Source organism: Paenibacillus sp. FSL P2-0173 (genome assembly GCF_038008045.1).
GTDB lineage: Bacteria > Bacillota > Bacilli > Paenibacillales > Paenibacillaceae > Paenibacillus > Paenibacillus polymyxa_B.
In genome coordinates, this window is record NZ_JBBOYK010000001.1 from 843,111 (window position 1) to 866,438 (window position 23,328).

The 23,328-nt window shown below is 47.3% G+C and carries 27 protein-coding genes; 3 read left to right on the top strand and 24 right to left on the bottom strand.

From position 1 onward, the window contains the following. Positions 1 to 10: 10 nt before the first annotated feature. The 23 genes from dxs to MKX30_RS03815 all read right to left on the bottom strand — a co-directional run bounded on the left by dxs (position 11) and on the right by MKX30_RS03815 (position 19,316). Complete coding sequence (gene dxs / locus MKX30_RS03705) at positions 11 to 1,909, bottom strand: 1-deoxy-D-xylulose-5-phosphate synthase (protein WP_023989244.1); 1,899 nt, start codon at positions 1,907 to 1,909, stop codon at positions 11 to 13. Positions 1,910 to 2,016: 107 nt separating this feature from the next. Next, complete coding sequence (locus MKX30_RS03710) at positions 2,017 to 2,940, bottom strand: polyprenyl synthetase family protein (RefSeq protein ID WP_068941553.1); 924 nt, start codon at positions 2,938 to 2,940, stop codon at positions 2,017 to 2,019. Beyond that, positions 2,912 to 3,172 carry an exodeoxyribonuclease VII small subunit gene (gene xseB / locus MKX30_RS03715; RefSeq protein ID WP_013310814.1) on the bottom strand — a complete coding sequence of 87 codons (261 nt, stop codon included), beginning with the start codon at positions 3,170 to 3,172 and terminating at the stop codon, positions 2,912 to 2,914. Before xseB ends, MKX30_RS03710 begins: the two co-directional genes overlap by 29 nt. Next, the gene (gene xseA / locus MKX30_RS03720) at positions 3,162 to 4,526 is read right to left on the bottom strand and encodes an exodeoxyribonuclease VII large subunit (protein WP_023989246.1); all 1,365 of its coding nucleotides are present in this window, start codon (positions 4,524 to 4,526) and stop codon (positions 3,162 to 3,164) included. Before xseA ends, xseB begins: the two co-directional genes overlap by 11 nt. A gap of 12 nt (positions 4,527 to 4,538) precedes the next feature. Continuing rightward, positions 4,539 to 5,396, bottom strand: coding sequence for a bifunctional methylenetetrahydrofolate dehydrogenase/methenyltetrahydrofolate cyclohydrolase FolD (gene folD, locus MKX30_RS03725; protein ID WP_071558532.1), 858 nt, complete (start codon positions 5,394 to 5,396; stop codon positions 4,539 to 4,541). Between the two features lie 37 nt (positions 5,397 to 5,433). Beyond that, complete coding sequence (gene nusB / locus MKX30_RS03730; RefSeq protein ID WP_013310817.1) at positions 5,434 to 5,883, bottom strand: transcription antitermination factor NusB; 450 nt, start codon at positions 5,881 to 5,883, stop codon at positions 5,434 to 5,436. Between the two features lie 135 nt (positions 5,884 to 6,018). After that, on the bottom strand, positions 6,019 to 6,252 hold the full coding sequence (locus tag MKX30_RS03735; RefSeq protein WP_023989248.1) for a DUF2273 domain-containing protein: 234 nt from the start codon (positions 6,250 to 6,252) through the stop codon (positions 6,019 to 6,021). A gap of 15 nt (positions 6,253 to 6,267) precedes the next feature. After that, the gene (amaP, locus tag MKX30_RS03740; RefSeq protein WP_013310819.1) at positions 6,268 to 6,807 is read right to left on the bottom strand and encodes an alkaline shock response membrane anchor protein AmaP; all 540 of its coding nucleotides are present in this window, start codon (positions 6,805 to 6,807) and stop codon (positions 6,268 to 6,270) included. A gap of 73 nt (positions 6,808 to 6,880) precedes the next feature. Continuing rightward, a complete protein-coding gene (locus MKX30_RS03745; protein WP_028540595.1) occupies positions 6,881 to 7,294 on the bottom strand; it encodes an Asp23/Gls24 family envelope stress response protein in 414 nt (137 codons plus the stop codon). Between the two features lie 125 nt (positions 7,295 to 7,419). Next, entirely contained in the window at positions 7,420 to 8,763 is a 1,344-nt protein-coding gene (gene accC / locus MKX30_RS03750) for an acetyl-CoA carboxylase biotin carboxylase subunit (protein WP_023989250.1), read from the bottom strand. Positions 8,764 to 8,824: 61 nt separating this feature from the next. Continuing rightward, entirely contained in the window at positions 8,825 to 9,310 is a 486-nt protein-coding gene (gene accB, locus MKX30_RS03755) for an acetyl-CoA carboxylase biotin carboxyl carrier protein (RefSeq protein WP_068941548.1), read from the bottom strand. A gap of 138 nt (positions 9,311 to 9,448) precedes the next feature. Then, positions 9,449 to 10,273: a SpoIIIAH-like family protein gene (locus MKX30_RS03760; RefSeq protein WP_053325695.1), complete on the bottom strand. Its 825-nt coding sequence runs from the start codon at positions 10,271 to 10,273 to the stop codon at positions 9,449 to 9,451. Between the two features lie 62 nt (positions 10,274 to 10,335). After that, positions 10,336 to 10,977 carry a stage III sporulation protein AG gene (gene spoIIIAG, locus MKX30_RS03765; protein ID WP_023989253.1) on the bottom strand — a complete coding sequence of 214 codons (642 nt, stop codon included), beginning with the start codon at positions 10,975 to 10,977 and terminating at the stop codon, positions 10,336 to 10,338. A gap of 16 nt (positions 10,978 to 10,993) precedes the next feature. Next, the gene (spoIIIAF, locus tag MKX30_RS03770) at positions 10,994 to 11,764 is read right to left on the bottom strand and encodes a stage III sporulation protein AF (protein WP_023989254.1); all 771 of its coding nucleotides are present in this window, start codon (positions 11,762 to 11,764) and stop codon (positions 10,994 to 10,996) included. 39 nt (positions 11,765 to 11,803) lie between these two features. Then, positions 11,804 to 12,994, bottom strand: coding sequence for a stage III sporulation protein AE (gene spoIIIAE, locus MKX30_RS03775; RefSeq protein WP_023989255.1), 1,191 nt, complete (start codon positions 12,992 to 12,994; stop codon positions 11,804 to 11,806). A gap of 12 nt (positions 12,995 to 13,006) precedes the next feature. After that, complete coding sequence (gene spoIIIAD / locus MKX30_RS03780) at positions 13,007 to 13,396, bottom strand: stage III sporulation protein AD (RefSeq protein ID WP_013310826.1); 390 nt, start codon at positions 13,394 to 13,396, stop codon at positions 13,007 to 13,009. Positions 13,397 to 13,404: 8 nt separating this feature from the next. Further along, positions 13,405 to 13,608, bottom strand: coding sequence for a stage III sporulation protein AC (gene spoIIIAC / locus MKX30_RS03785; RefSeq protein ID WP_010345636.1), 204 nt, complete (start codon positions 13,606 to 13,608; stop codon positions 13,405 to 13,407). A gap of 12 nt (positions 13,609 to 13,620) precedes the next feature. Then, positions 13,621 to 14,139, bottom strand: coding sequence for a stage III sporulation protein SpoIIIAB (spoIIIAB, locus tag MKX30_RS03790; protein ID WP_023989256.1), 519 nt, complete (start codon positions 14,137 to 14,139; stop codon positions 13,621 to 13,623). Then, positions 14,132 to 15,127 carry a stage III sporulation protein AA gene (gene spoIIIAA / locus MKX30_RS03795; RefSeq protein WP_023989257.1) on the bottom strand — a complete coding sequence of 332 codons (996 nt, stop codon included), beginning with the start codon at positions 15,125 to 15,127 and terminating at the stop codon, positions 14,132 to 14,134. The genes spoIIIAB and spoIIIAA overlap by 8 nt, the downstream gene beginning before the upstream one ends. 410 nt (positions 15,128 to 15,537) lie before the next feature. Beyond that, the gene (locus MKX30_RS03800; protein WP_071558530.1) at positions 15,538 to 16,791 is read right to left on the bottom strand and encodes an aspartate kinase; all 1,254 of its coding nucleotides are present in this window, start codon (positions 16,789 to 16,791) and stop codon (positions 15,538 to 15,540) included. Positions 16,792 to 16,988: 197 nt separating this feature from the next. Beyond that, complete coding sequence (gene efp, locus MKX30_RS03805; protein WP_023989259.1) at positions 16,989 to 17,546, bottom strand: elongation factor P; 558 nt, start codon at positions 17,544 to 17,546, stop codon at positions 16,989 to 16,991. 33 nt (positions 17,547 to 17,579) lie between these two features. Further along, positions 17,580 to 18,653, bottom strand: a complete 1,074-nt coding sequence (locus tag MKX30_RS03810) for a M24 family metallopeptidase (RefSeq protein ID WP_023989260.1) — start codon at positions 18,651 to 18,653, stop codon at positions 17,580 to 17,582. 81 nt (positions 18,654 to 18,734) lie between these two features. Continuing rightward, a complete protein-coding gene (locus MKX30_RS03815) occupies positions 18,735 to 19,316 on the bottom strand; it encodes a YqhR family membrane protein (protein ID WP_023989261.1) in 582 nt (193 codons plus the stop codon). A gap of 285 nt (positions 19,317 to 19,601) precedes the next feature. Here MKX30_RS03815 and MKX30_RS03820 point away from each other — a divergent pair, with 285 nt between their 5' ends. The 3 genes from MKX30_RS03820 to MKX30_RS03830 all read left to right on the top strand — a co-directional run bounded on the left by MKX30_RS03820 (position 19,602) and on the right by MKX30_RS03830 (position 22,174). Next, positions 19,602 to 20,603 carry an ABC transporter substrate-binding protein gene (locus tag MKX30_RS03820; protein WP_341062454.1) on the top strand — a complete coding sequence of 334 codons (1,002 nt, stop codon included), beginning with the start codon at positions 19,602 to 19,604 and terminating at the stop codon, positions 20,601 to 20,603. A gap of 250 nt (positions 20,604 to 20,853) precedes the next feature. After that, positions 20,854 to 21,846 (top strand): DUF1385 domain-containing protein, encoded by a 993-nt coding sequence (locus tag MKX30_RS03825; protein WP_053325700.1) that lies wholly within the window; start codon positions 20,854 to 20,856, stop codon positions 21,844 to 21,846. A gap of 7 nt (positions 21,847 to 21,853) precedes the next feature. After that, a complete protein-coding gene (locus tag MKX30_RS03830; RefSeq protein ID WP_023989265.1) occupies positions 21,854 to 22,174 on the top strand; it encodes a hypothetical protein in 321 nt (106 codons plus the stop codon). Between the two features lie 117 nt (positions 22,175 to 22,291). Here the strand turns inward: MKX30_RS03830 and MKX30_RS03835 are convergent, their stop codons facing one another. Then, positions 22,292 to 23,281, bottom strand: coding sequence for a patatin-like phospholipase family protein (locus MKX30_RS03835; RefSeq protein WP_023989266.1), 990 nt, complete (start codon positions 23,279 to 23,281; stop codon positions 22,292 to 22,294). Between the last annotated feature and the right edge of the window lie 47 nt (positions 23,282 to 23,328).

A 23,328-nucleotide genomic window follows, 5' to 3' on the forward strand; every position in this document is an offset into this window, starting at 1 on the left:
TCAAGTTACCCTATACGGACTGTCCCATGCCATATGCTGGTTCAGCAGCCCATTTACGCAGCTTTAAGCATACATCTTCAATGGTAAGCCCTACTTCAGCACGCTGCTCTTTAATGGAGCCATGCTCCACGAACAGATCGGGAATCCCCATTAGGCGCACTTGCGCCTCTTGTATTTCGGCTTTGGCGTAAAATTCCAGTACAGCGCTACCCAAGCTTCCTGCTTCAGAAGCTTCTTCCAATACGATCAGCTTCGTATGCTGACGAGCCAGCTCACGCAACATATCCTCGTCCAAAGGCTTCAGGAAACGGGCATTCACTACGCCCACTTGCAACCCTTCACGTTTCATCGCCTCCGCAGCCTCTGTCGCCACCTGGAGCATCGGTCCTGATGCAATTACAGCAAAGCCCTCACCCTTACGCAGGAGCTCCCAACTGCCGATGGAAATAGCCTGTAATTCTTTATCCAACGGCACGCCAACCACATTAACACGCGGGTAACGATAAGCAATTGGACCGTCTTCATAATCGAGCGCTGTTTTCATCATATGGCGTAGCTCGTTCTCATCCTTTGGCATCATAAGCACAAGATTCGGGATATGACGTAAGAATGCCACATCAAACACGCCATGATGAGTTTCTCCGTCAGCCCCAACAAAACCTGCACGGTCAATAGCGAACATTACGTTCGCATTATGACGACAGATATCATGCACAATCTGGTCATAAGCACGCTGCATAAAAGTCGAATACACCGCAAACACCGGTTTCAGCCCTTCCATTGCCAACGCAGCACACATGGTAGCTGCATGCTGTTCAGCAATGCCGACGTCAATCATACGGCTAGGAAACTCTTTACTAAACGGTACCAGTCCTGATCCACCAGGCATAGCAGGCGTGACCGCAACGATGCGCTCATCCTGCTCAGCCAGCTCAATCAGCGTTCGGCCGAAAATTTCCGTATACATCGGATTACCTACAGCTTTGAGTACCTGACCCGATTCAATCTTGTAAGGGCTGATTCCGTGCCATTTGTGTGAATCTGCCTCTGCAGGTTTATAGCCCTTGCCCTTGGTGGTTACGACATGCACCAATACAGGGCCAGTGACATTATCAGCCTGCTGGAAGGTTTCGATTAGCTTCGGCAAATCATGCCCGTCCACTGGACCGAGATACGTAAGTCCCAGTTCCTCAAACAGTACACCAGGCACCATCATATATTTAAGACTGTCCTTGACACGGCCAGCCGATTTGGCAAGTTTACCGCCGATCGCGGGTATTTTTTTCAGCAAAACTTCCAGCTCATCTTTTGCTCGCAAATAATGACGGTCCGAGCGGATTTTACTCAAATAATTATGCATGGCCCCCACATTAGGTGCTATGGACATTTCGTTGTCATTCAGAATGACCATTAAATTTTTGCGCTCATGTCCGATATGATTCAACGCTTCGAAGGCCATCCCCCCAGTCAACGCGCCGTCTCCGATCATTGCAATGACTTTATTGTCCTCGCCCTTCAAATCTCGAGCCAAAGCCATTCCCATTGCGGCCGACAGAGAAGTGCTGCTATGACCGGCTTCCCAAACATCATGCTCACTCTCGCTTCTTTTTACAAAACCACAAAGTCCATCACGCTGACGAAGTGTATCAAAACGATCCATTCGCCCTGTCAATATTTTGTGTACGTAGGCTTGGTGCCCAACGTCATAAATCATCTTGTCCTTCGGACTGTTATAGCAATAATGCAGGGCGATCGTGAGCTCAACCACTCCCAGATTCGATGCCAGATGCCCCCCAGTCACGGACAGCTTCTCAATCAAAAAGCTCCTGATTTCCTCGGCCAGAGAAGCCAACTCCTCAACCGACAGTGATTTCAGATCGCCTGGTTGCTTTATGTGTGGAAGCAGCACGCATATCTCCCCGCTTTCCTTCAAGTTTGTGTGTAAAGTTAACAAGTATTATATCACACTTTTTGACTGTGCTTAAACGCAGACAAGTCAAAACAGCTCTAAGGCAACTAATGATCACGCTTCATCAGGTAATCGGCTATCTCCAGCAAACGAGAAGAATCGGGAATACCGCTCTCTGTTATCACTTTTTTAGCAGATGCGGTGAGTTTCTCCACCTGCTGCAAAGATGCGTCCATACCAATGAAATACGGATAGGTAACCTTCTCCTGTTCAACATCACTTTGCGTTTTCTTACCCATTTTGCTCTCATCGCCTATGAGGTCCAGTATATCGTCCTGTATCTGAAAAGCCAGCCCCAAGTCTCGTCCAAAACGGCGAAGCGCCTCTAATTGACTCTTGTCCGCCCCACCAATCCGTCCACCTGCCAAGAGCGAGAAAATAATCAAATCAGCAGTTTTATGAAGATGGATATATTCCAGTTCCTCGATCCCCGTCATTCCTTGCTCGCCTGACATATCGGCAACCTGTCCGCCTACCATGCCCCGCGCGCCACTCATTTCGGACAAATCCTCGACAATGGACAATAGCGCATCGGATGAAACACCGTGACGCCGTCCTGCTTGCACAATGCTGTAAAAGGCATGGGTCAACAAAGCATCACCCGCAAGGACAGCAACCGCCTCGCCGTATACCTTATGATTCGTCAGCTTACCTCGCCGATAATCATCATCATCCATGGCTGGCAAGTCGTCATGAATGAGGGAGTACGTATGTACCATTTCTACCGCACATGCCACTGGCAGCGCAGCTTCCCTACTTCCACCGAATGCTTCAGCAGCAGCGATCACAAGCAGAGGCCGCAGCCGTTTTCCGCCTGCGGTGAGTGAGTAATTCATGGATTCTCGAAGAACAGCGGGAATGTTCCAATCGACCGGGAACTGCTCGATCAGTGCGGATGAAACTACATCCGTCGTCCCGGTCAAATATTCCTTGAACGACGGTCTATTCAAGCCCTTCACCGCCGTTTTCATCCAATCCACCGCCAAAAGGCTTCTTGCGCAAATCTCCATCCTCTTCCACGATCATTTCAATTTTACGTTCAACCTGCTCCAGCTTCTGACTGCAAAGCTGAGACAGCTTCATCCCCCGCTGGAACAAATCAATGGCTTGCTCCAGAGGAACGTCTCCATGCTCCAGTTGTCCGACAATTTCTTCAAGAGCGGCCATAGCCGCTTCAAAATTCAATTCCGTTTCATTCGCCACCGTGCTTCGCGTCCTCCTTCATTCCCCATACTTGGCAGTCCAACTGCCCATCACTTACTTTAATCTTGATGGAATCTCCCGGCTGTACGTCTTTGAGCGACTTAATTAGCCGTTTCTCCTGCTCATCGTATACCAAGCTATAGCCTCGGGCCATGACTTTGAGTGGGCTCAGCGCATCCAGCTGACGAATTCCCGTGTGCAACTGCTGCCGTCCCGTTTTCGTAATAGCACGCATCGCAGACTCCAGCTGACGTTGCGCCATATCCGTCTGCTTGCGTGCCGAACGAATTTGTTCACGCGGATTAAACCGCTCTAGTACCTGACGCATACGTGCGTTCTTTTCTGCGTTCAAACGCGAACGGTTACCCGCTGCGCGAATCAGCCGCTGATGCAGCATGTCCATTCGCTCTGCATGCTGTAGCATATAACGGCGTGGGTGCAGCAGGACTGGCGAACGCTGAAGCCTCGCCAAGCGTTCACGGCTGGTTTCCAGCCGCTGCCGGAGGGCGTTGCGCAACCGTTGCTCACGTTGGAGCAGCTGATCCCGTAGCTCTGCCTGATTAGGCACAGCCAACTCGGCTGCTGCGGTTGGCGTTGCCGCACGCAAGTCAGCCACAAAATCGGCAATAGTAAAATCCGTTTCGTGTCCAACTGCCGAAATAACCGGAATGACCGATGCGTAAATGGCGCGCGCAACCGCTTCCTCATTAAAAGCCCACAGTTCTTCCAACGAGCCACCTCCCCGTCCGACGATCATCACCTGAACCTCTTGCATACGATTCATAGCTTCAATTGCCTTGATTATCGAGGGTGCGGCACCTTTTCCTTGTACGAGCACAGGATACAACACAATTCCAGCCTGCGGGTATCGCCGTTGAAGTGTCGTAATAATATCACGCACAGCCGCTCCGGTCGGTGACGTAATCACGCCAATGGTTGCCGGATGGGCAGGGAGATTACGCTTACGAGCAGTATCAAACAGTCCCTCTGCATCCAGCTTTTGCTTGAGCTGTTCGTAAGCCAGATAAAGGCTTCCTATGCCGTCAGGCTGCATTTGAGTTGCATAAAACTGATATTGTCCATCTCGTTCGTACACGGATACGTTTCCCCGGGCAATAACACGCGTACCTTCTTTCGGTACGAAAGGGAGCCGCTGATTATGGGTTGCAAACATAATCGAACGTATGCGACTCCCCTCATCCTTGAGCGTAAAGTACATGTGACCACTCGAATGATGCGTAAAATTAGAAATTTCCCCGCGTATCCATACATCAGATAGCACCTGATCCGATTCCAGTTTCATCCGGATATAACGATTCAGGTCCTTTATAGAGTAAATACGTTGTTCAGCCACAGGCAGCTGCCCTTATGCCAAACCGTGCGACCGCTTGGCCGCTACAAGCGTATTTTGCATCAGCATCGTAATTGTCATCGGGCCTACTCCGCCGGGAACAGGCGTAATCGGACCAGACACTTGCTTCACGCTCTCAAAATCAACGTCCCCCGCCAACTTTCCGTTCTCCAGACGGTTCATCCCCACATCTATCACTACCGCTCCGGGCTTCACGAACGAAGCATCAATAAAGTTGGCTTTGCCGATCGCAACGACTAAGATATCCGCTTGTCGACTTAGATCCGCGATATTCGCTGTACGGGAGTGGCACATCGTAACCGTAGCATTTTCACGCTGCAACAATAAAGACACTGGCTTGCCTACGATATTACTGCGACCAATAACTACCGCATGTTTACCAGCTATCTCCACTCCAGCACGCTTGATTAACTCAATGACTCCAGCAGGAGTACAAGGCAATAGACTATCGTCACCGATGACCAAATTTCCTACGTTCACCGGATGAAATCCATCCACATCCTTCTCCACTGCAATCGCGTCAATGACAGCTTTTTCATGAATATGCTTTGGCAACGGCAGTTGTACCAAAATTCCATGGATAGTACTTTGATGGTTCAGCTTGTCCACCAGTTCCAGCAATGCTTCCTGCGAAGTATCTGCTGTTAACCGGTGAACCTCTGAGTAATAGCCGAGATCATGGCATGCCTTTTCCTTGTTTTTAACATATACCTGCGAAGCGGGATCTTCGCCTACCAATACAACAGCCAGTCCCGGCTGAAACCGGTGCTCTTTCAGACGAATGACCTCTTGCTGAATGCTTGCGCGAATATCCTGAGAGATTTGTTTACCATCAATGATCGGTGCTGACATGTTTATCCACTCTCCAACCTGATTCAGTAGTCTCTACTTAAAAACGTGCTTTCAATTGCTCCAGTTCTTGAATCACTCGTCCCAGTACACCATTAACAAATTTACCGGATTCCTCGGTACCAAAGTGCTTCGACAATTCAATCGCTTCATTAACAGCTACCTTAGCTGGAACATCCTCACGGAAAATCATCTCATATGCCGCAAGTCTCAAAATTTGACGATCTACACGTGAAAGTCTGCTGATCTGCCAGCCTTTAAGATAATCCACCAACAGCCCATCAATGGCTTCCTTGTGCTCCCACGTACCCCGCACATGCTCCAAAACATACGCTCTTAAAACTGCCGCGTTTTTAACGACAACTTCCGCTTCGTTTTCCTCAGCGGCTTCCTGAAGCAACATGTCCACGGCTGCTGCCGCATCCACTTCATTCATTTCCATATGGTACATACTCTGTACCGCTAATTCCCTCGCCAGACGTCTTTTCATGCCCTGCCTCCTACGCTTGCCTATATCTATTTTTCATTCTAACCAATTTCCACAAAAAAACCTGTGAACGCATCCTCCAAAACGTTGGGCGCAAAGAAGCTACAGCTCTATTTTGGAGAACACGTATCACAGGGTTCATTTAAAAGGACGCCAACGCTGCGACAACCAATCGCCCCATTCCTTCCAAGGGAGGAATGAACCAAGCGCTGAATCGCTACGTCTTCCTAGCGTATATCCGATGAACACCATCAATGCAAAGAACAACATATTCCAAAAGCCTGCCCACAAATAAATAAAACCGAAAAAAATACCAGCCGTGATCCCCATGATCCGGCCCTTGTAACTTCCCCATATTTCTTTCCAGGGCATCAGGGAAAATCACCTCTATTCCACACGACTCTTAAAGCTGGGTGACTGAGAAACATTAGCGATGTACACCGACACATTGGACACAGGAATTCCTGTAATTTCTTCCACATGATCGTGTACCCCCTTTTGTACCTCGGAGGTTAACACCGGAATGGAGCTTTCCCCGTCTACAACCGCCCGAATCGTAATATCAAGTCCCGATTCCAACACGCGAACGCGTGCTTTCAAATCCTGCATCCCGCGAAATCGGGAAGCTGCTTTGAGGCACAAATTTTCAATGGTGTCCACTGAAATCTGAATGTCACCATATTCCGTTCGTTGATCAATAGAATGCTGTACGGTTTGGTTCCGTCGAATAGAGATATAAAAAAAACGAAGACTCAATAACAACAGAACCCCTGCAATAATCAGGCTGGTAAACCACACCACTCGCTCATCCTCAATACTTAAAACATACGGAATGGCCCCGCTCAGGAGGAGGATGGCGAGAATGGAAATAATTCCGATACTTAAGCTGTACAAGAACAGCAGAAGTCTGTCCATAACTTTAGCCACGAAACGCACAGCCTCCTTAAATTAGAGTAAACCCTCGACCCATAAGGGTCGGGGGTTTGTACAAAGTATCGCTCTATTTAACCCGTCCGGCGCCCAGCACTTCCGGCTCTTCTACTTTTTCGGCACTTTTGAATTGAACATCATGAATTTGCACGTTCACTTCAACAACGTTAAGACCTGTCATGTTCTCAATCGAACGCTTAACATTATGCTGAATAGCAGCAGCCACCTCAGGCAGACGGTTACCGTACTCAATAATGACGGAGACGTCTACAGCAGCTTCACGCTGTCCGACTTCCACTTTTACACCTTTAGATAAATTTTTGCGGCCTAGCAATTCGGCAAACCCACCAGCAAATCCGCCACTCATTCCCGCAACGCCCGGTACCTCAACGGTAGCCAGTCCGGCAATGACTTCAATAACTTCTGGGGCAATTTGAATCTCCCCAATTTCTGTACGTTCGAATTCGGTTGGCACTGTGCTCATACCTTCAACACCTTTCGGTCAAAATAAGTTTCATTCCAGCTTTGGATTTCAAAGCAGACATGCTCACTTATTATCCATACTATATCATTTGGCGTTCATTATGACAAACTGAGGAAATATACCGATTAAACTTCGTTTTCCTCCAAAAATTTAATATCAAAATCGCCTTTAATAAAGGTAGGATGCTCTAGCAAGCGCTGATGAAAAGAAATCGTTGTGGGTATGCCCTCAATAGCAAACTCAGACAAAGCCCGCTTCATTTTGGCAATTGCATCTTGCCGTGTAGGTGCCCACACAATCAGCTTGGCGATCATAGAGTCATAATAAGGAGGAATGCTATAACCTGGATATGCTGCGCTGTCTACCCGTACTCCAGGACCGCCTGGAGGCAGATAAAATCCGATTTTACCCGGTGCAGGCATAAAATTACGATCCGGATCCTCAGCATTAATACGACACTCTATCGCCCAGCCATTGATGGTGACTTCTTCCTGCGTAAAGGAAAGCGGATGTCCTTCAGCGACAGAAATCATTTCCTTAATCAGGTCTACACCAGTAATCATTTCTGTTACTGGATGTTCTACCTGAATACGTGTATTCATTTCCATGAAATAGAAATTATTGTCCGGGCCAAGCAAAAATTCGAGAGTACCTGCACCAGAGTATTGAACGGCCAAAGCTGCACGAACAGCTGCCTGACCCATTTCTTCACGAACATCCTGCGATAGTACAGGACATGGTGCTTCCTCCAATAACTTCTGACGACGACGCTGCACAGAGCAGTCCCGTTCGCCCAAATGGGCAACATTACCATGCTTGTCCGCTATGATCTGTATTTCCACGTGTTTCATACCGGTCAAGTATTTTTCCAGGTAGACACCCGCATTGCCAAATGCTTTTTGCGCCTCCTGCTGAGCAGTAGTGATTTGCTGAATAAGGTTATCCTCATCTTCGGCGATACGAATACCTTTACCTCCGCCACCTGCTGTGGCCTTGATAATTACCGGATATCCGATATCACGTGCGATGCTGATCGCATCCTGCAAATCCTCAACCAGCCCGTCTGAACCCGGAATAACCGGAACTCCGGCATCCTTCATGGTCTGTTTGGCTACGGCCTTATCTCCCATTTTGTTAATGGCTTCAGGAGAAGGACCAATAAACGTAATATTACACGATTCGCAAATTTCAGCGAAGTCTGCGTTTTCCGCCAAAAATCCGTAACCTGGATGAATGGCATCACATTCAGTCAATGTAGCAACGCTCATCAGATTCGTAAAATTAAGGTAGCTGTCCTTAGATAGCGTCGGTCCGATACAGTAAGCCTCATCTGCGAGACGCACATGTAACGAATCCTTGTCAGCTTCCGAATATACGGCAACTGTCGAAATATTCATTTCGCGGCAAGCGCGAATGATACGAACCGCAATTTCTCCACGATTCGCAATCAATACTTTTTGAAATGTCATGACTTTATCCTCCCTGGGAGTAGTCTTGCCGAACCCTCAAAAGAGGGTTCAAACAAGCTTTTTACTCCGGTTTCACAAGGAACAATGGCTGGCCATACTCGACCAACTGTCCGTTTTCGGCCAAAATTTCCACAATTTCGCCCTTCACTTCAGCTTCCAGCTCGTTCATCAGCTTCATCGCTTCAATGATACATACCGTTGTTTTTTCGCCCACTTTGCTGCCGATACTCACATACGGAGCCGTATCCGGAGATGAAGAACTATAGAAAGTGCCTACCATCGGAGATACGATTTTATGTAGATTGCTTGCATATTCCCTCGGTTCCCCAGCAAGTCCAACATCGGACTGTACTTGTGGATTTGGAATAACAGCTTGTGGTGCCACTGCATAAGCAGGTGTTGCCACAGGAGCCTGTACCGTAACGATCTCGCTTTTGCCCGGTTTCCGGATCAACAGGCGAGTTCCTTCATTTTCAATTTCAAGCTCATGCACAGACGTTTCATCCACCAGCTTGATCAATTCCTTAATCTCGCTTAATTTAAACATCTCTATTAATCACTCCTTCAGCATTTTGCCGGTTGCTGATAACATTGTTGAAACAGCTTTATGTATTATATCACAATCATTAAAAATAGAAAGAGCCCGGAATAATGCAGAAATCCGGGCTTTTTCGCGTTTTTTGTCTTATTGTGTAACATACTGGACACTGATCTTATCCTGCGTTACATTCAGTTCCTTCATGACTTTATCGACAATTGTTACCGCTTGCTTAGCATCCAATTTTTCACTCAGAACCACTACTTTGTATTTATCAGCATCTTCCTCACGGACGACCGCATTGGCGAACTGCTGCTGAAGCTCTTCTTCAATTCCAGTAATTTTAGCCTGCTTATCTTCAAGTACATGTAATTCCTTTTGAGCCTCAGCAGCTTTCTTTGGTGTGCTGTCGTTCATTGCGGTAGTCAGTTCATCATTTTTCTTCTGATTTTCCACATCCCGTTCCAGCAAATAGTTGTCAATCACTGCTGCTGCTGTAGGTTGGGCAGCTTGATCGGTTGCCACTTGATCCAGTACCTGCTGGTCGGTTTTGGCTGTAGAGGTTGCTTTGTCGTCACTTTGTGCTGTCGCGTCCGTTTTAGTCGCAGTTGTGTTTTGATCGGATGTCGCCGGTTCAGTAGTAGGGGCAGCTGCCGTATCTTTATCGCCTTTTGAGTTTTCCGTTGCTGGGTCAGTTGTGGAAGCCGTATCCGATTTTGTGGAAGTTGCTGATGCTCCATCAGTTACTTCGCCATTCGTCACTACTTCATTTACCTTCAGTTCGTTCAATTGTTCCTCTGCCTTCGTCGTTGCTTCCTGTGCGGCATCCTGCTTAACCTTGCTCACTTGCTCACTATCGGCTACTGGTGGATTTGCAGGGCTCGAGTCCTCCGTAAACAAATAATACGCAGACAGCACGACCATTAAACTCAGCATGGACACCAGCCAAACGGTTTGTCTTTTATTATTCATGTTCCGTCCTCCATATTCATTAATGGTTTAAAATATAAACTTCTTTGTTCCTCAATTCCATATTATCCCTGCTTGCGCGGTACGACTGAAATTTTGTAGGAAGGTACATTTAGTCCCTTCTGTACAGCATCGACAATTAGCTGCTTCACTGTAGGGTTTTCTGCCCCCATAGCCACAACAAGCACTCCCCTCACCTGCGGTTTTACTTTTTTTGTCACAATCGGGGTGTGCTGACCACCTGATGACTCATAGGTGACAATCTCGCCATCACGTGTATATTGAGTAGTGTGCCGTTGTCCACCATTGGCGTCCGTCTCGTTGTTCTCTTCCTGCATATCTTTTACATTGCGTTGAACGATAACTTCTTCGGTGGAATCTACCGTAACCATGACATCGACGGTTCCTACGCCAACAATCTGCTCCAGCATCTGTTTCATATTGTCCTCAAAAACCTTCTCGATCCCGGCAAAGGAACTTTCTTCACCTGTTGTTGTCTCTAATGTAGGCTCATTTTTCATCACGCCAGGCGGCTCACGCCCTACGTTTTCTGGATCGACCTTTTTCACATTAACGAATGAATTAAAAAGCATGATCGCTACACCGATAAGGCCAAGTATAAGCAGCCAACGAAATGAGTTGAATCTTTTCGCCCCATCCGCCCCTCCACCCAGCCATCGCTCGAGCTTTTTCAGCCATTTGCTCATTTCTGCTCACCTCCTGTTACCATTCATGTGTTCCATCCTGCGAAGAAACCACCTGAACATTTTTGCTGTCTATCCCCCATTTTTCACGTAGAAGTCCTGTAATTAAGTCAAAAGCTTTCGTATCCGTTGGCTTTCCGTCCTCAGCAGTTTTATCAGGATTACGATCATCTTCTCGCGTTCCTTCATTAAAATCTGAAGTTTTTGTATGTGTCGGCTCCACACGAATATTCACTGTCTTTTCGGCCACAGGCTCCACCATAATCGGCTTAGCATCTGCACCAGGCGAGACGTCTGTGTTTTTCTTTTCTTTTTCTGGCTGCTGCTCCGCCAATTTGACCACTACCGACTGGACACCCGTTCCTGCCTCCAGCCCCGATTCCTTCTGTTGAATCTTTGCAAGGGTAACCTGGACCGACTGAATTGCTAACCCAGTATACTGTTCCAATTGTCCTTTCATTTCCTTAGCTACCTCTTTGCCAGCCCATTGCATGGAGCTTTGTTCTTGCTGTTGCTTTAACTGGCTGCCTTTTGCCAAAATCTCCTCCAATGTCGGTTCCCTCTTGCCTGTCTCAGCCTGACGTTGAAGATCCAATGCTCGCCCTAAAACCTCGGAGGGGCTGCTGCTCAGTAAGCGCACGACCGGAGACAGCAACGTCAGCAGAATAAGCAGGCTGAGAACGAGTTTGACATACCTTTCCATAGATCGGCTCGGTAAGATCATATCGACAAAAGAAGCCAGCAACACGATTAGCACCAGTTCCTTAAGCCAACCTCCCAGCCAGGTCACGTCACTCCCCTCCCCCCTTGTTGGTTTACGTGCATTGGTTCACCTCATCATGACCGTCATATTTCCTGCTGCGAGCATGATTGTAATCGCAAGGAAGGACATTAAACCCACTGCCGCCAGTGCCGCGAAAACATAAATCATACTCTTGCCGATCGCATCGAGACATTCCACGATAGGCGTATCACCCAAAGGCTGCATGATCGCTGCTGTCACTTTATAAATGAGAGCCAGTGTCAGAATCTTGAGAGCAGGAAATGCGCACAGGAACAAAATAATAATGACTCCTACCAGACCAATGGCATTTTTAACGAGCAGCGAAGCCGAAATGACTGTATCTGTCGCATCTGCCAACGCCTTGCCGACCACCGGAACAAAGCTACCTGTAATATATTTGGCTGTGCGGATCGTTAATCCGTCAGTAACTGACGATGTCAAGCCTTGTACCGAAATGACTCCTAGAAATATGGTCAGCAACACTCCCAGCACTGCTACTCCAGCGTTCCGCAACAGGTCGGCTAGCTGGGTCAGTTTGTATTTGCCTGTCAGCGAGTTGACCAAGTAGAGCACAGCCGAGAAAAACAGTAGCGGGAAAACCAGCGTATGAATGACTGTTCCGACTGTGTTGATCATAAATACAATCAGCGGGTGGGTCACCGAAACTGTTACGACGTTACCCATCGAGGCTAACATGGTAAACAACAAAGGCAACATTGCCATCATGAAGTGAATCATGCTATCAATCGCTTCTTTGGCATAACCAATCGCTACACTAAAGCTATTAATCGCCAGAATGATAATGACCATGTATACGATAGCGTAGGCCACTTTGCTGACCTGTTTGCTTTCAAAAGCACTTTGCAGCGTTTCCAGCACCATACTCATAATGCTGAGCATGACGATGGTGACGAGCAACTTGGCATTTACCCGGATTTCATGGATGAAAAAATCAGCTATAGCGCTCAATACACCCTTTATGCTGAACCCTTCACCGCCTGGAAGCAGCATGTCCATGAAGGAAGGCGTTTTCTGATCAGGGAAAAATCCGCCGTATTGCTGCATGAGCCCGTCCCAATAATGTTCTACTTCATCTTTGGGCATTTGCTCCGCCTGCTGTCTGATCCATTCGTTTGTCGGTGTATCTGCAAAGAGGACCGCAGCTGAGGCACACCAGAGACATAGCAGCAACATTGCAATTACTTTGAGATTCGGCATGCCCCCTAGCCTTTTCATGGCATCACCCCCTCAGGCGGGCATCAGCTTCAGAATGGTATCAATAATAATGCTGATAATCGGGATTGCGAGCACCATAATGAGTACCTTTCCGGTAAGCTCAATTTTGGAAGCAATCCCGTCTTGTCCTGCATCCCGAACGATTTGCGCTCCAAATTCAGCAATATAAGCGATACCGATTATTTTCAATACGGTTTTAAAATAGATCATATCCATGCCTGAAGACCGGGCCAGTCGCTCCAGTACAGCAACCACAGATCCGATCTTGCCAATCAGCAGCAAAAAAATGACGATTCCCGCAGCTGTTGCAATCAAAAAGGCAAACATCGGCTTCTGTTCCTTAATGACTAAAATGAGGACTGTGGCAATGAGGGCGAAGCCCACCACCTGAATGATTTCCATGTGTCCACCTACTGAAAAAGAAAGATAGATTTGATCTCTTGCAGAAGGTTATCCAGCATTCGCACCACCATGAACAGGACCACGACGAAACCAATGACCGTTACCCAGTGGGCCATGTCTTCTTTGCCCATTTGCTTTAATACGGTATGAATCATAGCGATAATAATGCCAATTCCGGCAATCTGGAAAATTGCGTTCACTTCTAAATTCATTCGAGCACCCCGCTAATAGATCAAAATGACGATCAATGCTCCGATCAGCAGTCCCAGGCTCCTGCTCATACGCTCGTACCTCACCTGATCTGCCTGCGCCTGCGCTTCCTCATGGGATAACTGTTGGATGGTCAGCGCAATGTGCTTGATCTGGTCTTCACGGTCGCTGGTTCCAAGACTGTAAGCAAGCTGCCGCATCGCTTCCTTCTCGGCTTGCTTCATAGAGGAACGGTTCCACGAGTCTTCAATAGCTTTATGCAAGCTTTCTCTGGCAGTCAGGCCAAAAGAGGGGTGCATCCAGCGTGAGGCTTGCTGAAACAGAGTGCGCAGCGGCTCTCGCAAGGGCTCTCCTGTCTTGGCGAAAGCATCTGGTAGCGGAGACACCCCGTAGGAAACCTCGGTGGTCAATCTTTGCAGCGCAAGAATCAACTCCCTGATTTGCCGCGGCCTCATCGCAAACTGTCTTGCCCGCTGCCAGCCTGCCAGCGTAGCGGCCAGTATAACCAAGGCTGCACCCAGCAGCTTAAGCATAGGAGATGCCCCCATTCTGCCCTTCTCCAGGCAGTGTAAGCCTGCGCTGCTTGGCATCTGCCAGCCGGAATGAGACGCCCCGGCTCGTCCGCTCCAGCATGACGTAGAGTTGAAACAGCTCTTGTCCTGTAGTTAATCCAGCAAACGCAGACCGGGTCGCCATTTCAGCCACATCGCGGCCATGTGCGGAAGCAATGACTGCAATGCCTGCATGAAGCGCTTCGCGCACCGCCTCCGCATCTTCCGGTCGTCCGATTTCATCAACAATGAGGACATCCGGTGACATCGAGCGGATCATCATCATCATGCCTTCTGCTTTCGGACATCCGTCCAATACATCGGTGCGAGGCCCGACATCAAAACCGGGGATACCTTTGTGACTACCAGCGATCTCAGAGCGTTCGTCTATAATGCCTACCTTGAGTCCATTCCGTCGCCCCCCGTTGCTTTCCATCCCTCCGTAACTGAGTTGCCGAGCCAAGTCCCTAAGCAGTGTCGTTTTGCCATGCTGAGGAGGGGACAAAATGAGGGTGTGCCGGATTTTCCCGGACATTCGATCTGCTACATAAGGCAATATCCGATCAGCTATGCCGGGAATTGCACGAGCAATTCTTACATTAAAGCTGCTTATATCCCTCAAATGCTCCACTCGTCCTCGGTTGAGCACGGTTCTCCCTGCCAAGCCAATACGATGACCGCCAGGGATCGTAATAAACCCTTTACGAAGCTCCTCTTCCATGGTATACAGGGAATGATTGCTGATAAAATCCAGCAGTCGGTGGGCATCCTCACGGTCAGGCTTATAGGCTTCCACATGGTTCAAAGTCAGCCGACCAGCAGACGTTACAAAATGATGATCACCATTTGCATTAATTTCCAACGGCCTTCCTTCCCTGACCCGGATTTCTTCCAGTTGCTTAAATACCGTTTCTGGAAGCCTTCCGAGTATACCGTGCAACGGTTCGGGAAATAATTCCAGCCATTCCATACCGATGCCGCCCCCTCACAGTTGTCCTTTTTCTTTAAGACAAGTCTATGGTTGACTCTCGCTTTTTATGCCGAAAATATATTGAAAACCTAGGCAAACTTTTGCTAACTCCTATCAACACTCAACAGACCTTTCTCCCGCTTGTTTAAGCACCATTCTCTAATTCGCACAATAAAAAAGGGCCTCTCAAAGCCTTGTCGGCTAAGGGATACCCTTGGGTAGAAAAGATAGATTCAGCAAAAAAAGAGGCTGCCCCTCAGTCTAACTCTCACTGATGGAACAACCTCTTAACCTACTGCTGTATTCTATGATTTATCAAACTATAAATAGAGGGCCTGTATCAACCTTTACCTATCATAAGCATCGTTCACATTAGACATATTCAGTGTCTAGATCTCACGTTGCAGTTATTAACGACGGTCCTGCGGTCCACCCACAAACGCTTGCTCCTCGGTGTCCAGGTTATAAGCTGTATGCAACGCCTGAATAACCTCATGAAGTTTACCCGCTTCAATTACACACGATACTTTGATCTCAGATGTGCTTACCATTTTAATGCTAACGCCTTGCTCTGCCAGTACGGCAAACATTTGCGCAGCAACACCCGGATGACTAACCATTCCTGCACCTACAATGGACACCTTCACCAGGTTTTCCTCAGACGTTACTTCACGGTACGGAAGCTCTCCACGAATACCTTCCAGCGTCTTCAGTGCTGCTTCACGATCCGTCAGAGCTACTGTAAAGGAGAAATCCGCTTTACCAGCTTCAACCCCGCTTTGTACAATAATGTCTACATCAATTTTGGCTGCCGCCAGTGTTCCAAATACTTTCGCCAGTACACCGGGGATATCGGCGACGCCCAAAATACTGATTCTTGCTACATTTTTATCATATGCAATCCCACTGACTACAACGCCTTGTTCCATTACTGCATCCTCCTTTACGACCGTTCCTTCATTATGGTTAAAACTGGACCGCACAATCAGCGGTACCCGGTTATGTTTGGCATATTCTACCGCACGAGGATGCAATACAGCTGCACCCAGATTAGCTAATTCCAGCATTTCATCATAAGAAATTTCTTTTAGCTTACGAGCAACCTTCACGATCCGTGGATCTGTTGAATATATGCCGTCCACATCCGTGTAAATTTCACAGGCGTCCGCTTGAATTGCCGCCGCCAGCGCAACCGCCGTCGTATCAGATCCACCACGTCCCAGCGTCGTAATGTCTCCCTCTGCAGACATCCCTTGGAAACCAGCTACAACAACGATCTTGTTGCTGCTCAGTGCATCCAGCACACGCTGAGGTTGAATATCCGTAATCCGTGCTCGACCAAAGTCAGATTCAGTACGGAAACCAGCCTGCCATCCCGTAAACGATACCGCTTCATGACCCAACTGCTGAATAGCCATCGACAACAAGGCGATTGAAATTTGTTCACCTGTCGTCATCAACATATCCAGCTCACGTGCAGGCAACTCCTCATTCAACAATTTGGCCTGGTCAATCAGTTCGTCTGTCGTGTCTCCCATTGCGGAAACGACCACTACACATTGATGCCCTTCACTCTGTTTCTCCACAACGCGTTTTGCCACGCGTTTCATGCGCTCCGTGTCACCGACGGAACTGCCTCCGAATTTCATGACATACAATGACAACGATATTCACTCCCTCAGACTCAACAGTATGTAACCTTGAGATGGCACCAAACGACTTGAACGTGACATCCTGCGGCATAACTTTAGTACAGTATAATACGAAAGTGCTGTACGGAGCCATTGTTTTTTAATATTAGTGCTTATAAAAATATCCCCTGCCCTTAACAAGGACAGAGGAAATCTAAAAGCTGCAAAATTTATGCGCGGGAAATGTATTTACCATCGCGTGTATCAATCAGCAATACGTCGTCCTGGTTGATAAACAATGGAACCTGAACGTTCAGTCCTGTTTCAACTTTTGCATTTTTAGTAGCACCTGTAGCGGTGTTACCTTTAATACCCGGCTCAGTGTCAATAACCTTCAGCTCTACGCTGTTAGGCAGGTTAATCCCGAGAATTTCACCATTATAGCTAATGATGTTTACATTCATGTTTTCTTGCAGGAAGTTAAGTTCCCATTTCAGTTGATCGCTGGAAAGTGTGAATTGATCATATGTTTCATTATCCATGAATGTATGCTCGTCTGCGCTCGCATAGAGGTAAGACACACCACGGTTTTCAATTTGCGCGCGGCCGATCGTTTCACCCGCACGGAATGTACGTTCAACAGTGTTGCCGTTACGCAGGTTTTTAAGCTTAGAGCGCACGAATGCCGCACCTTTACCCGGTTTTACGTGTTGGAAATCCAGCACCGTAAAAATATCTCCGTCTACCTCGACGGTCAATCCTGTTTTAAAATCATTAACGTTAATCACTAAAATACCCCTCCTACAGGACTGTTATCGTTATTAAACGACTGTAAATTCTTTGCTCGAATGTGTTAATACCTTGATGCCGCTATCTGTAATAACGATATCATCCTCGATCCGTACACCGCCCAATCCAGGCACATAAATACCTGGCTCGACCGTTACAACCATACCCGGCTCCAGAATATCATCGCTTACCTTAGACAGGCGTGTAGATTCATGTACTTCCAGACCCAGACCATGACCTGTGCTGTGACCGAAATTGTCTCCATAGCCATGGCCAGCAATAATATCCCGGGTCAGTGCATCCGCTTCACGGCCTGTCATGCCCGGCTTAATATGTTCGAGTGCGTGAAGTTGCGCCTTAAGCACAATATCGTAGATCTCACGCAACTGAGGCGCTAAATCCCCTTGTGTAGCCACTGTACGTGTCAAATCGGAGCAGTAGCCATCCAGCAACGCACCAAAATCAAACGTAATTAGCTCGCCTGCTTGTACTAACTTAGCACTGGCTACGCCATGAGGCAATGCCGAACGAACCCCGGAAGCCACAATGGTGTCAAATGAAGAGGATGTAGCTCCCTGCTTGCGCATGAAGAATTCCATTTCCAGATCCAGCTCACGCTCGCTGACACCTGGCTTGATGTAAGGTAAAATGTGTGCAAAAGTAGCATCTGCCAAATCCGCTGCCCGCTGCATCACTTCCAGCTCTTCTGCATCCTTGTACACCCGTAGCTTCTCCACAATGCCCGACACCGGAACCAGTGAAATAGGTGACAAATCTTCGCTATAAGCTTTATGCGTCGCAACAGTTACAGCGTCTTGCTCGAAGCCTGTTTCGCTGATCTGATGGGAAGACAGTAATTCTTTCACCGTTTCCATGACCTGTGCAGCGTGCTGCACCACCGTGAAGCCTTCGGCTTGTTCGGTCGCTTGTGTCATATAGCGAAAGTCAGTCAGCAAATAGCTATGGGATTCCGTAATCAGCACATAACCCGCCGAACCTGTGAAGCCTGTCAAATATCGACGATTGACAGGGCTAGTAATCAGCATAGCCCGCAGATTATGCTCGCCCAGCGCCTGCCGCAGCTTTAACACCCGGTCATTCTTCATCTTTCATTCCGCTCCCCTCTGTCAAATAACCAAATGCTATTTTAACACAGGGGATAGGCGCTTGAGAAGTTTTTGTTACGTTCAGCCCTCAGCTTTCTCAGGCTCGCGCTTTCTTTCATCCGTATACTCGACAGCAACGGTATATCCGATAAATAGTCCCCACAGTATAAACACACAAATTTCCGTATATAAGGAATTCCATGTTAACCGATCAGGAGCATTCATCATTCCTAGCTTAGGACCTGTTAATACAAATAAAACAACCCACCAAATCAGACCATACACAATTCCGGGTATAGGACCCTTAAATCTGCGCAGCAACAGAGTGTACACCAGTGAAGCTACGACGGATAATCCAATAAAAAAAAGTAGCCCTACCAGATGTCCCGCCATGGTGTTCATAAACGAATGCTTGAAAAAAGGCTCCGCGAGAAAGCCAGGCGCTACTACCGTAAAATGCAACTTATAAAACAGCCAGCGCAGCAATCCCCAGAGTAAACCCGCAAAAAAACCCAACTCAAGTGCAAAAGGAATGAGAGGCGTATGTATTTTGCCTGACTGCTGCCTGCCTCTACCACTGTCGTTATGATGACGTTGATCCTGAGATCCGCGAGACTGCTCCTGTTCATGTCCTATCTTGGGTATAGAGTAGGTTTCACTCATGTTGTTTAATCCCCTTTCAATATGCAAACTTTTCCCATCGTAAAGACAATTGCAATCGGAAATGCATGTACGTCCATCGGATTCTGCATTCCATTTTGCTAGGTAGTATGCTCCAAGGGGGAATAGTTTAACAATGAACAGGAATGCTGAATAATGGCAGCTTTCCAATTGAGGGTACGGACCCGTTTTTTACATTGACAAAATTTCAATCCTCTATCATAATATAATGATGAAAATGATAATCATTATCATTTCCTAAAAACATATATACGGGAGAACGCTTCTATGAAAAAGGGATTAATCGGGATTTTATTGTTAATGGTTTTTACGCTCACTCTGGCAGGTTGCGGAGCAGCCGACAAAGCATCGGATAAAGATCAGACAGCCACGTCGGGTAGCAAACCGACTGACACAGCGACTGGTCCTGTGACGGTAAAGCATAATCGTGGTGAGGTCACGCTCAACAAGCCCGCACAGCGTGTCGTAGTGCTGGAATGGACATTTACAGAGGATTTGATTGCGCTGGGCGTTCAGCCGGTTGGTAATGCAGACAATGCCAACTACAAGGTGTACGTGACACCGGAGGCGGCTCTCGATAGTAGCGTGGTCGATGTCGGCACGCGTAACGAGCCGAATCTGGAAGCGATTGCTGCATTGAAGCCGGATCTGATCATTTCAAATGTTGATGGAAATGAGGCTATCTATGAGCAACTCAAGGCCATCGCTCCAACGATCGAATATAATCTGAACGATGGTAACGGCTACGATCATGATAAAATGCTAGAAATTTTTAATAGCATCGCAGGTGCTCTTGGAAAAGAAGACAAAGCTAAGCAGGTGCTTGCCGAACTGGATCAGCATTATGCTGAAGCCAAAGAAAAGCTCACCGCTGCTGGCAAGTCGGATTATCATTATATACTGACACAGGCTTTCACTTCGCAAAATGCGGCCAGCCTTCGTATGTTTTCAGATAACTCAGTCGTCGTGGCAACACTGGCGAAGATCGGCATGATTAACGATTGGAAACCGAGCAAAGTTGAACAGTATGGCTTTTCAACCGTAGGCATTGAAGCTCTGTCTGCCGTTCAGGACAGCAACTTTATCTATATTGTTCAGCCGGACGATAATGTTTTCGGCGCACCCATGAAAAATAATTCGGTCTGGAATGGTCTAAATTTCGTTAAAGAAAAACGTACCTATTCACTGAGCGGTACGACATGGACATTTGGCGGCCCCCTCTCTTCAAAAGGGCTGGTTGACCAGGTTGTCGGGGCAATTACGCAATAAGTTGTCTCCAAATATTCATTCGGTTTTATAATGAGTAGCATTTATGTGAGCAGTCTGAGCTCCATAAATGCTTTTTTTATAAGCCTGTGGCATGAGCTTTCTCCACGATAAGAATTTCTACCTTCTCCTTTAAAAGCAGAATCTTAGCTTGGAGTGGCCTAATTACTACACTCAGTTTCATCTAACTAGATATTCCCTTCCAAATTCGATACAATATACAAAAAAGCATGTATTAAGAGAGGTGAGACGGTTGTCACAAGCATCCAAGCCTGTGAGCTACGGCGGTCAGGCAGTCATTGAAGGTGTCATGTTCGGCGGCAAGCGTGTCAATGTCACGGCAGTTCGCCGCAAAACTGGCGAAATCACATATTTGGAAGTACCACGCAAGGAGCAATCCTGGGTATCCAAATTCCGCAGAATTCCTTTATTGCGGGGGATTGTAAGCATCATCGACTCCAGCGCCAAGGGTACCAAGCATTTAAACTATTCAGCCGATGCGTATGCTGATGATGAAGTAGATCCGGAAGAACGCGCTGAGCAAAAGAAAAAAGAAGAATCTCGCTGGAGTCTGAGTATGATGATCGGTGTGGCGGCAGTCGGTATTTTGTCATTCCTGTTTGGCAAAATTGTATTGACTCTCGTTCCGGTTATTGTAGAGAATTTCCTGTTCGGAAGCTTGTTTCACAGCCAAATTTTGCATAACCTCGCAGAAGGAGCTATTAAGCTGATTCTGCTACTGGCTTATTTGTGGAGTATTTCCCAAACTCCGTTAATTAAGCGACTGTTTCAATATCACGGCGCAGAGCATAAAGTAATTACAGCATTCGAAGCAGGGGAAGAACTAACCCCGGCCAATGTACAAAAATACAGCCGTCTGCATTACCGCTGCGGTAGTAGCTTTATTATGCTGACCGTGATCATCGGAGTACTTGTCTATTCCCTATTTACCTACGATAATCTGTGGGAGCGCATGGGGCAACGGCTTCTACTGCTTCCGATCGTACTGGGGCTTTCTTTTGAATTTCTCAAGCTGACCAATGCTCTTCGTGAAATTCCGTTACTTCGTTATTTAGGTTACCCCGGTCTGTGGCTGCAACTACTTACCACCAAAGAACCGACTGATGATCAAGTGGAGGTATCCATTGCCTCATTTAAGCGTATGCTTGAATTGGATGCTGAGTTGGAAAACGTACCTGTAAAGGAGACCTTCAACAGTCCGGTCCTTGATCCTGTGAAAGGATGAGTGAATAATGAACAGACATGCCGTTATTTTCTGGCTTACCCTTGCTTTGGGTGCATATGGGATTGTGGATATGCTATGGAGAGGAAGCTGGGGCTTTCTCATGAGTTTACTAATTCCCGTCCTTGTTTTTGCAGTTATATTTCTGCTATACAAATACCTGCCAGGGCAACGCAATCGTACTCCCAAAATCAAACCCTCTGTGCGCACCATGGCCAAAACAGCCAACGCACGTAAGCAGCAGACTACAGGCAAGCGCAAAGCGTATCCTTTTCATGTAATTGAAGGTTCCAAGGGCAAAAATGAAGAAGAACAACCTAAATATCATTAATGATAATCATCCTTTAAAATGTAGCACAAAGGAGCCATCACCCGCGTATTCAAATATGACCGGGAAGAGGCTCCTTTTTTACACCCTTTTAAATTAACTTTAACTGCGAGTTAGTGTTTATTTCATAGCGTACATGGTATCCTTCATCAATTGGTACTTGCTATACTGCTGCTGGTAAGAAGTGATGCTCCATTTGTGGAAAAAAGCATCCCCTGCCTGCACACCGGAAGCATACAACAAATCACTTTGCTCTGTAGAAATGTTAAATTGTGCAGTGCGGATACCCAATGTTGGAATTTTAATCGTCCGATACCGATTCTCCTGCTCAATATATCGTTCATCGTGTGCTGATAGCATGGTATCAAAAATAGCCTGCAGCATGGTCAATGGACCCCGTATATAAGAAACTTTGGTCTCCGTCCCCGTTTTGCCCACCATTTGAAACCCTACCGTTGGAATCGTTTTGGCCTCACGTTCATTTACAGGCTCATCAAAAAGCCACAACGGCAAATTGCTTAGTAAAGCCCCATCAACTACAAATACAAATTGCTGAGAAAAAGTCTTTCCCTTGGCAAGTGCAGAATCAAGCCTTAACATAACAGGATCAAAAAAATAAGGGATACTTGTGCTCATCCGAATGGCTTTAGCTACCTCCAGTGAAGAGGGATTGATACCAAAACGTTTGATATCCTCAGGAAGCACCAGAATGCGTCCATTCGTGATATCTGATGCAATAATGCGCAGTTTGCCAGGAGGTAAATCCGCGAACGTACGCACTCCCTTAGCTCGTAACAGCTCACGTACCCAGTGCTCCAGTGCCTCCCCTGAGTAGAGCCCTTTTTTAAGAAAGATACGAGCTGCTGGTCCAACCCACTTAATATTGAACACTGGAGAACGTCGTAACAACTTGACCAAGGGGGTTTTCTCAATTACGGCTTTCATTTCATCCGCAGAGTATCCCGCAGCCAATAAAGCAGCTACAATAGCACCTGATGATGTACCTGCCAAACGATTGAATACAATTCCATGCTCCTCCGCAGCCTTAACTGCACCCGCCAGCGAAATTCCCTTAACCCCTCCACCCTGGAACACAGCATTGATCAGCATAGATCAAAAAACCTCCGTTCTCTTGGGAGTAAGCAGTTCTACTGCTT

Bases quoted from the DNA above. Each gene is read 5' to 3' on its own strand.
- MKX30_RS03710 (WP_068941553.1), bottom strand. From the start codon at position 2,940: ATGAAAACGGCGGTGAAGGGCTTGAATAGACCGTCGTTCAAGGAATAT.
- folD (WP_071558532.1), bottom strand. From the start codon at position 5,396: ATGTCAGCACCGATCATTGATGGTAAACAAATCTCTCAGGATATTCGC.
- nusB (WP_013310817.1), bottom strand. From the start codon at position 5,883: ATGAAAAGACGTCTGGCGAGGGAATTAGCGGTACAGAGTATGTACCAT.
- MKX30_RS03735 (WP_023989248.1), bottom strand. From the start codon at position 6,252: ATGCCCTGGAAAGAAATATGGGGAAGTTACAAGGGCCGGATCATGGGG.
- MKX30_RS03745 (WP_028540595.1), bottom strand. From the start codon at position 7,294: ATGAGCACAGTGCCAACCGAATTCGAACGTACAGAAATTGGGGAGATT.
- accC (WP_023989250.1), bottom strand. From the start codon at position 8,763: ATGACATTTCAAAAAGTATTGATTGCGAATCGTGGAGAAATTGCGGTT.
- accB (WP_068941548.1), bottom strand. From the start codon at position 9,310: ATGTTTAAATTAAGCGAGATTAAGGAATTGATCAAGCTGGTGGATGAA.
- MKX30_RS03760 (WP_053325695.1), bottom strand. From the start codon at position 10,273: ATGAATAATAAAAGACAAACCGTTTGGCTGGTGTCCATGCTGAGTTTA.
- spoIIIAG (WP_023989253.1), bottom strand. From the start codon at position 10,977: ATGAGCAAATGGCTGAAAAAGCTCGAGCGATGGCTGGGTGGAGGGGCG.
- spoIIIAE (WP_023989255.1), bottom strand. From the start codon at position 12,994: ATGAAAAGGCTAGGGGGCATGCCGAATCTCAAAGTAATTGCAATGTTG.
- spoIIIAD (WP_013310826.1), bottom strand. From the start codon at position 13,396: ATGGAAATCATTCAGGTGGTGGGCTTCGCCCTCATTGCCACAGTCCTC.
- spoIIIAC (WP_010345636.1), bottom strand. From the start codon at position 13,608: ATGAATTTAGAAGTGAACGCAATTTTCCAGATTGCCGGAATTGGCATT.
- spoIIIAB (WP_023989256.1), bottom strand. From the start codon at position 14,139: ATGCTTAAGCTGCTGGGTGCAGCCTTGGTTATACTGGCCGCTACGCTG.
- spoIIIAA (WP_023989257.1), bottom strand. From the start codon at position 15,127: ATGGAATGGCTGGAATTATTTCCCGAACCGTTGCACGGTATACTCGGA.
- MKX30_RS03810 (WP_023989260.1), bottom strand. From the start codon at position 18,653: ATGAAGAATGACCGGGTGTTAAAGCTGCGGCAGGCGCTGGGCGAGCAT.
- MKX30_RS03815 (WP_023989261.1), bottom strand. From the start codon at position 19,316: ATGAGTGAAACCTACTCTATACCCAAGATAGGACATGAACAGGAGCAG.
- MKX30_RS03820 (WP_341062454.1), top strand. From the start codon at position 19,602: ATGAAAAAGGGATTAATCGGGATTTTATTGTTAATGGTTTTTACGCTC.
- MKX30_RS03830 (WP_023989265.1), top strand. From the start codon at position 21,854: ATGAACAGACATGCCGTTATTTTCTGGCTTACCCTTGCTTTGGGTGCA.
- MKX30_RS03835 (WP_023989266.1), bottom strand. From the start codon at position 23,281: ATGCTGATCAATGCTGTGTTCCAGGGTGGAGGGGTTAAGGGAATTTCG.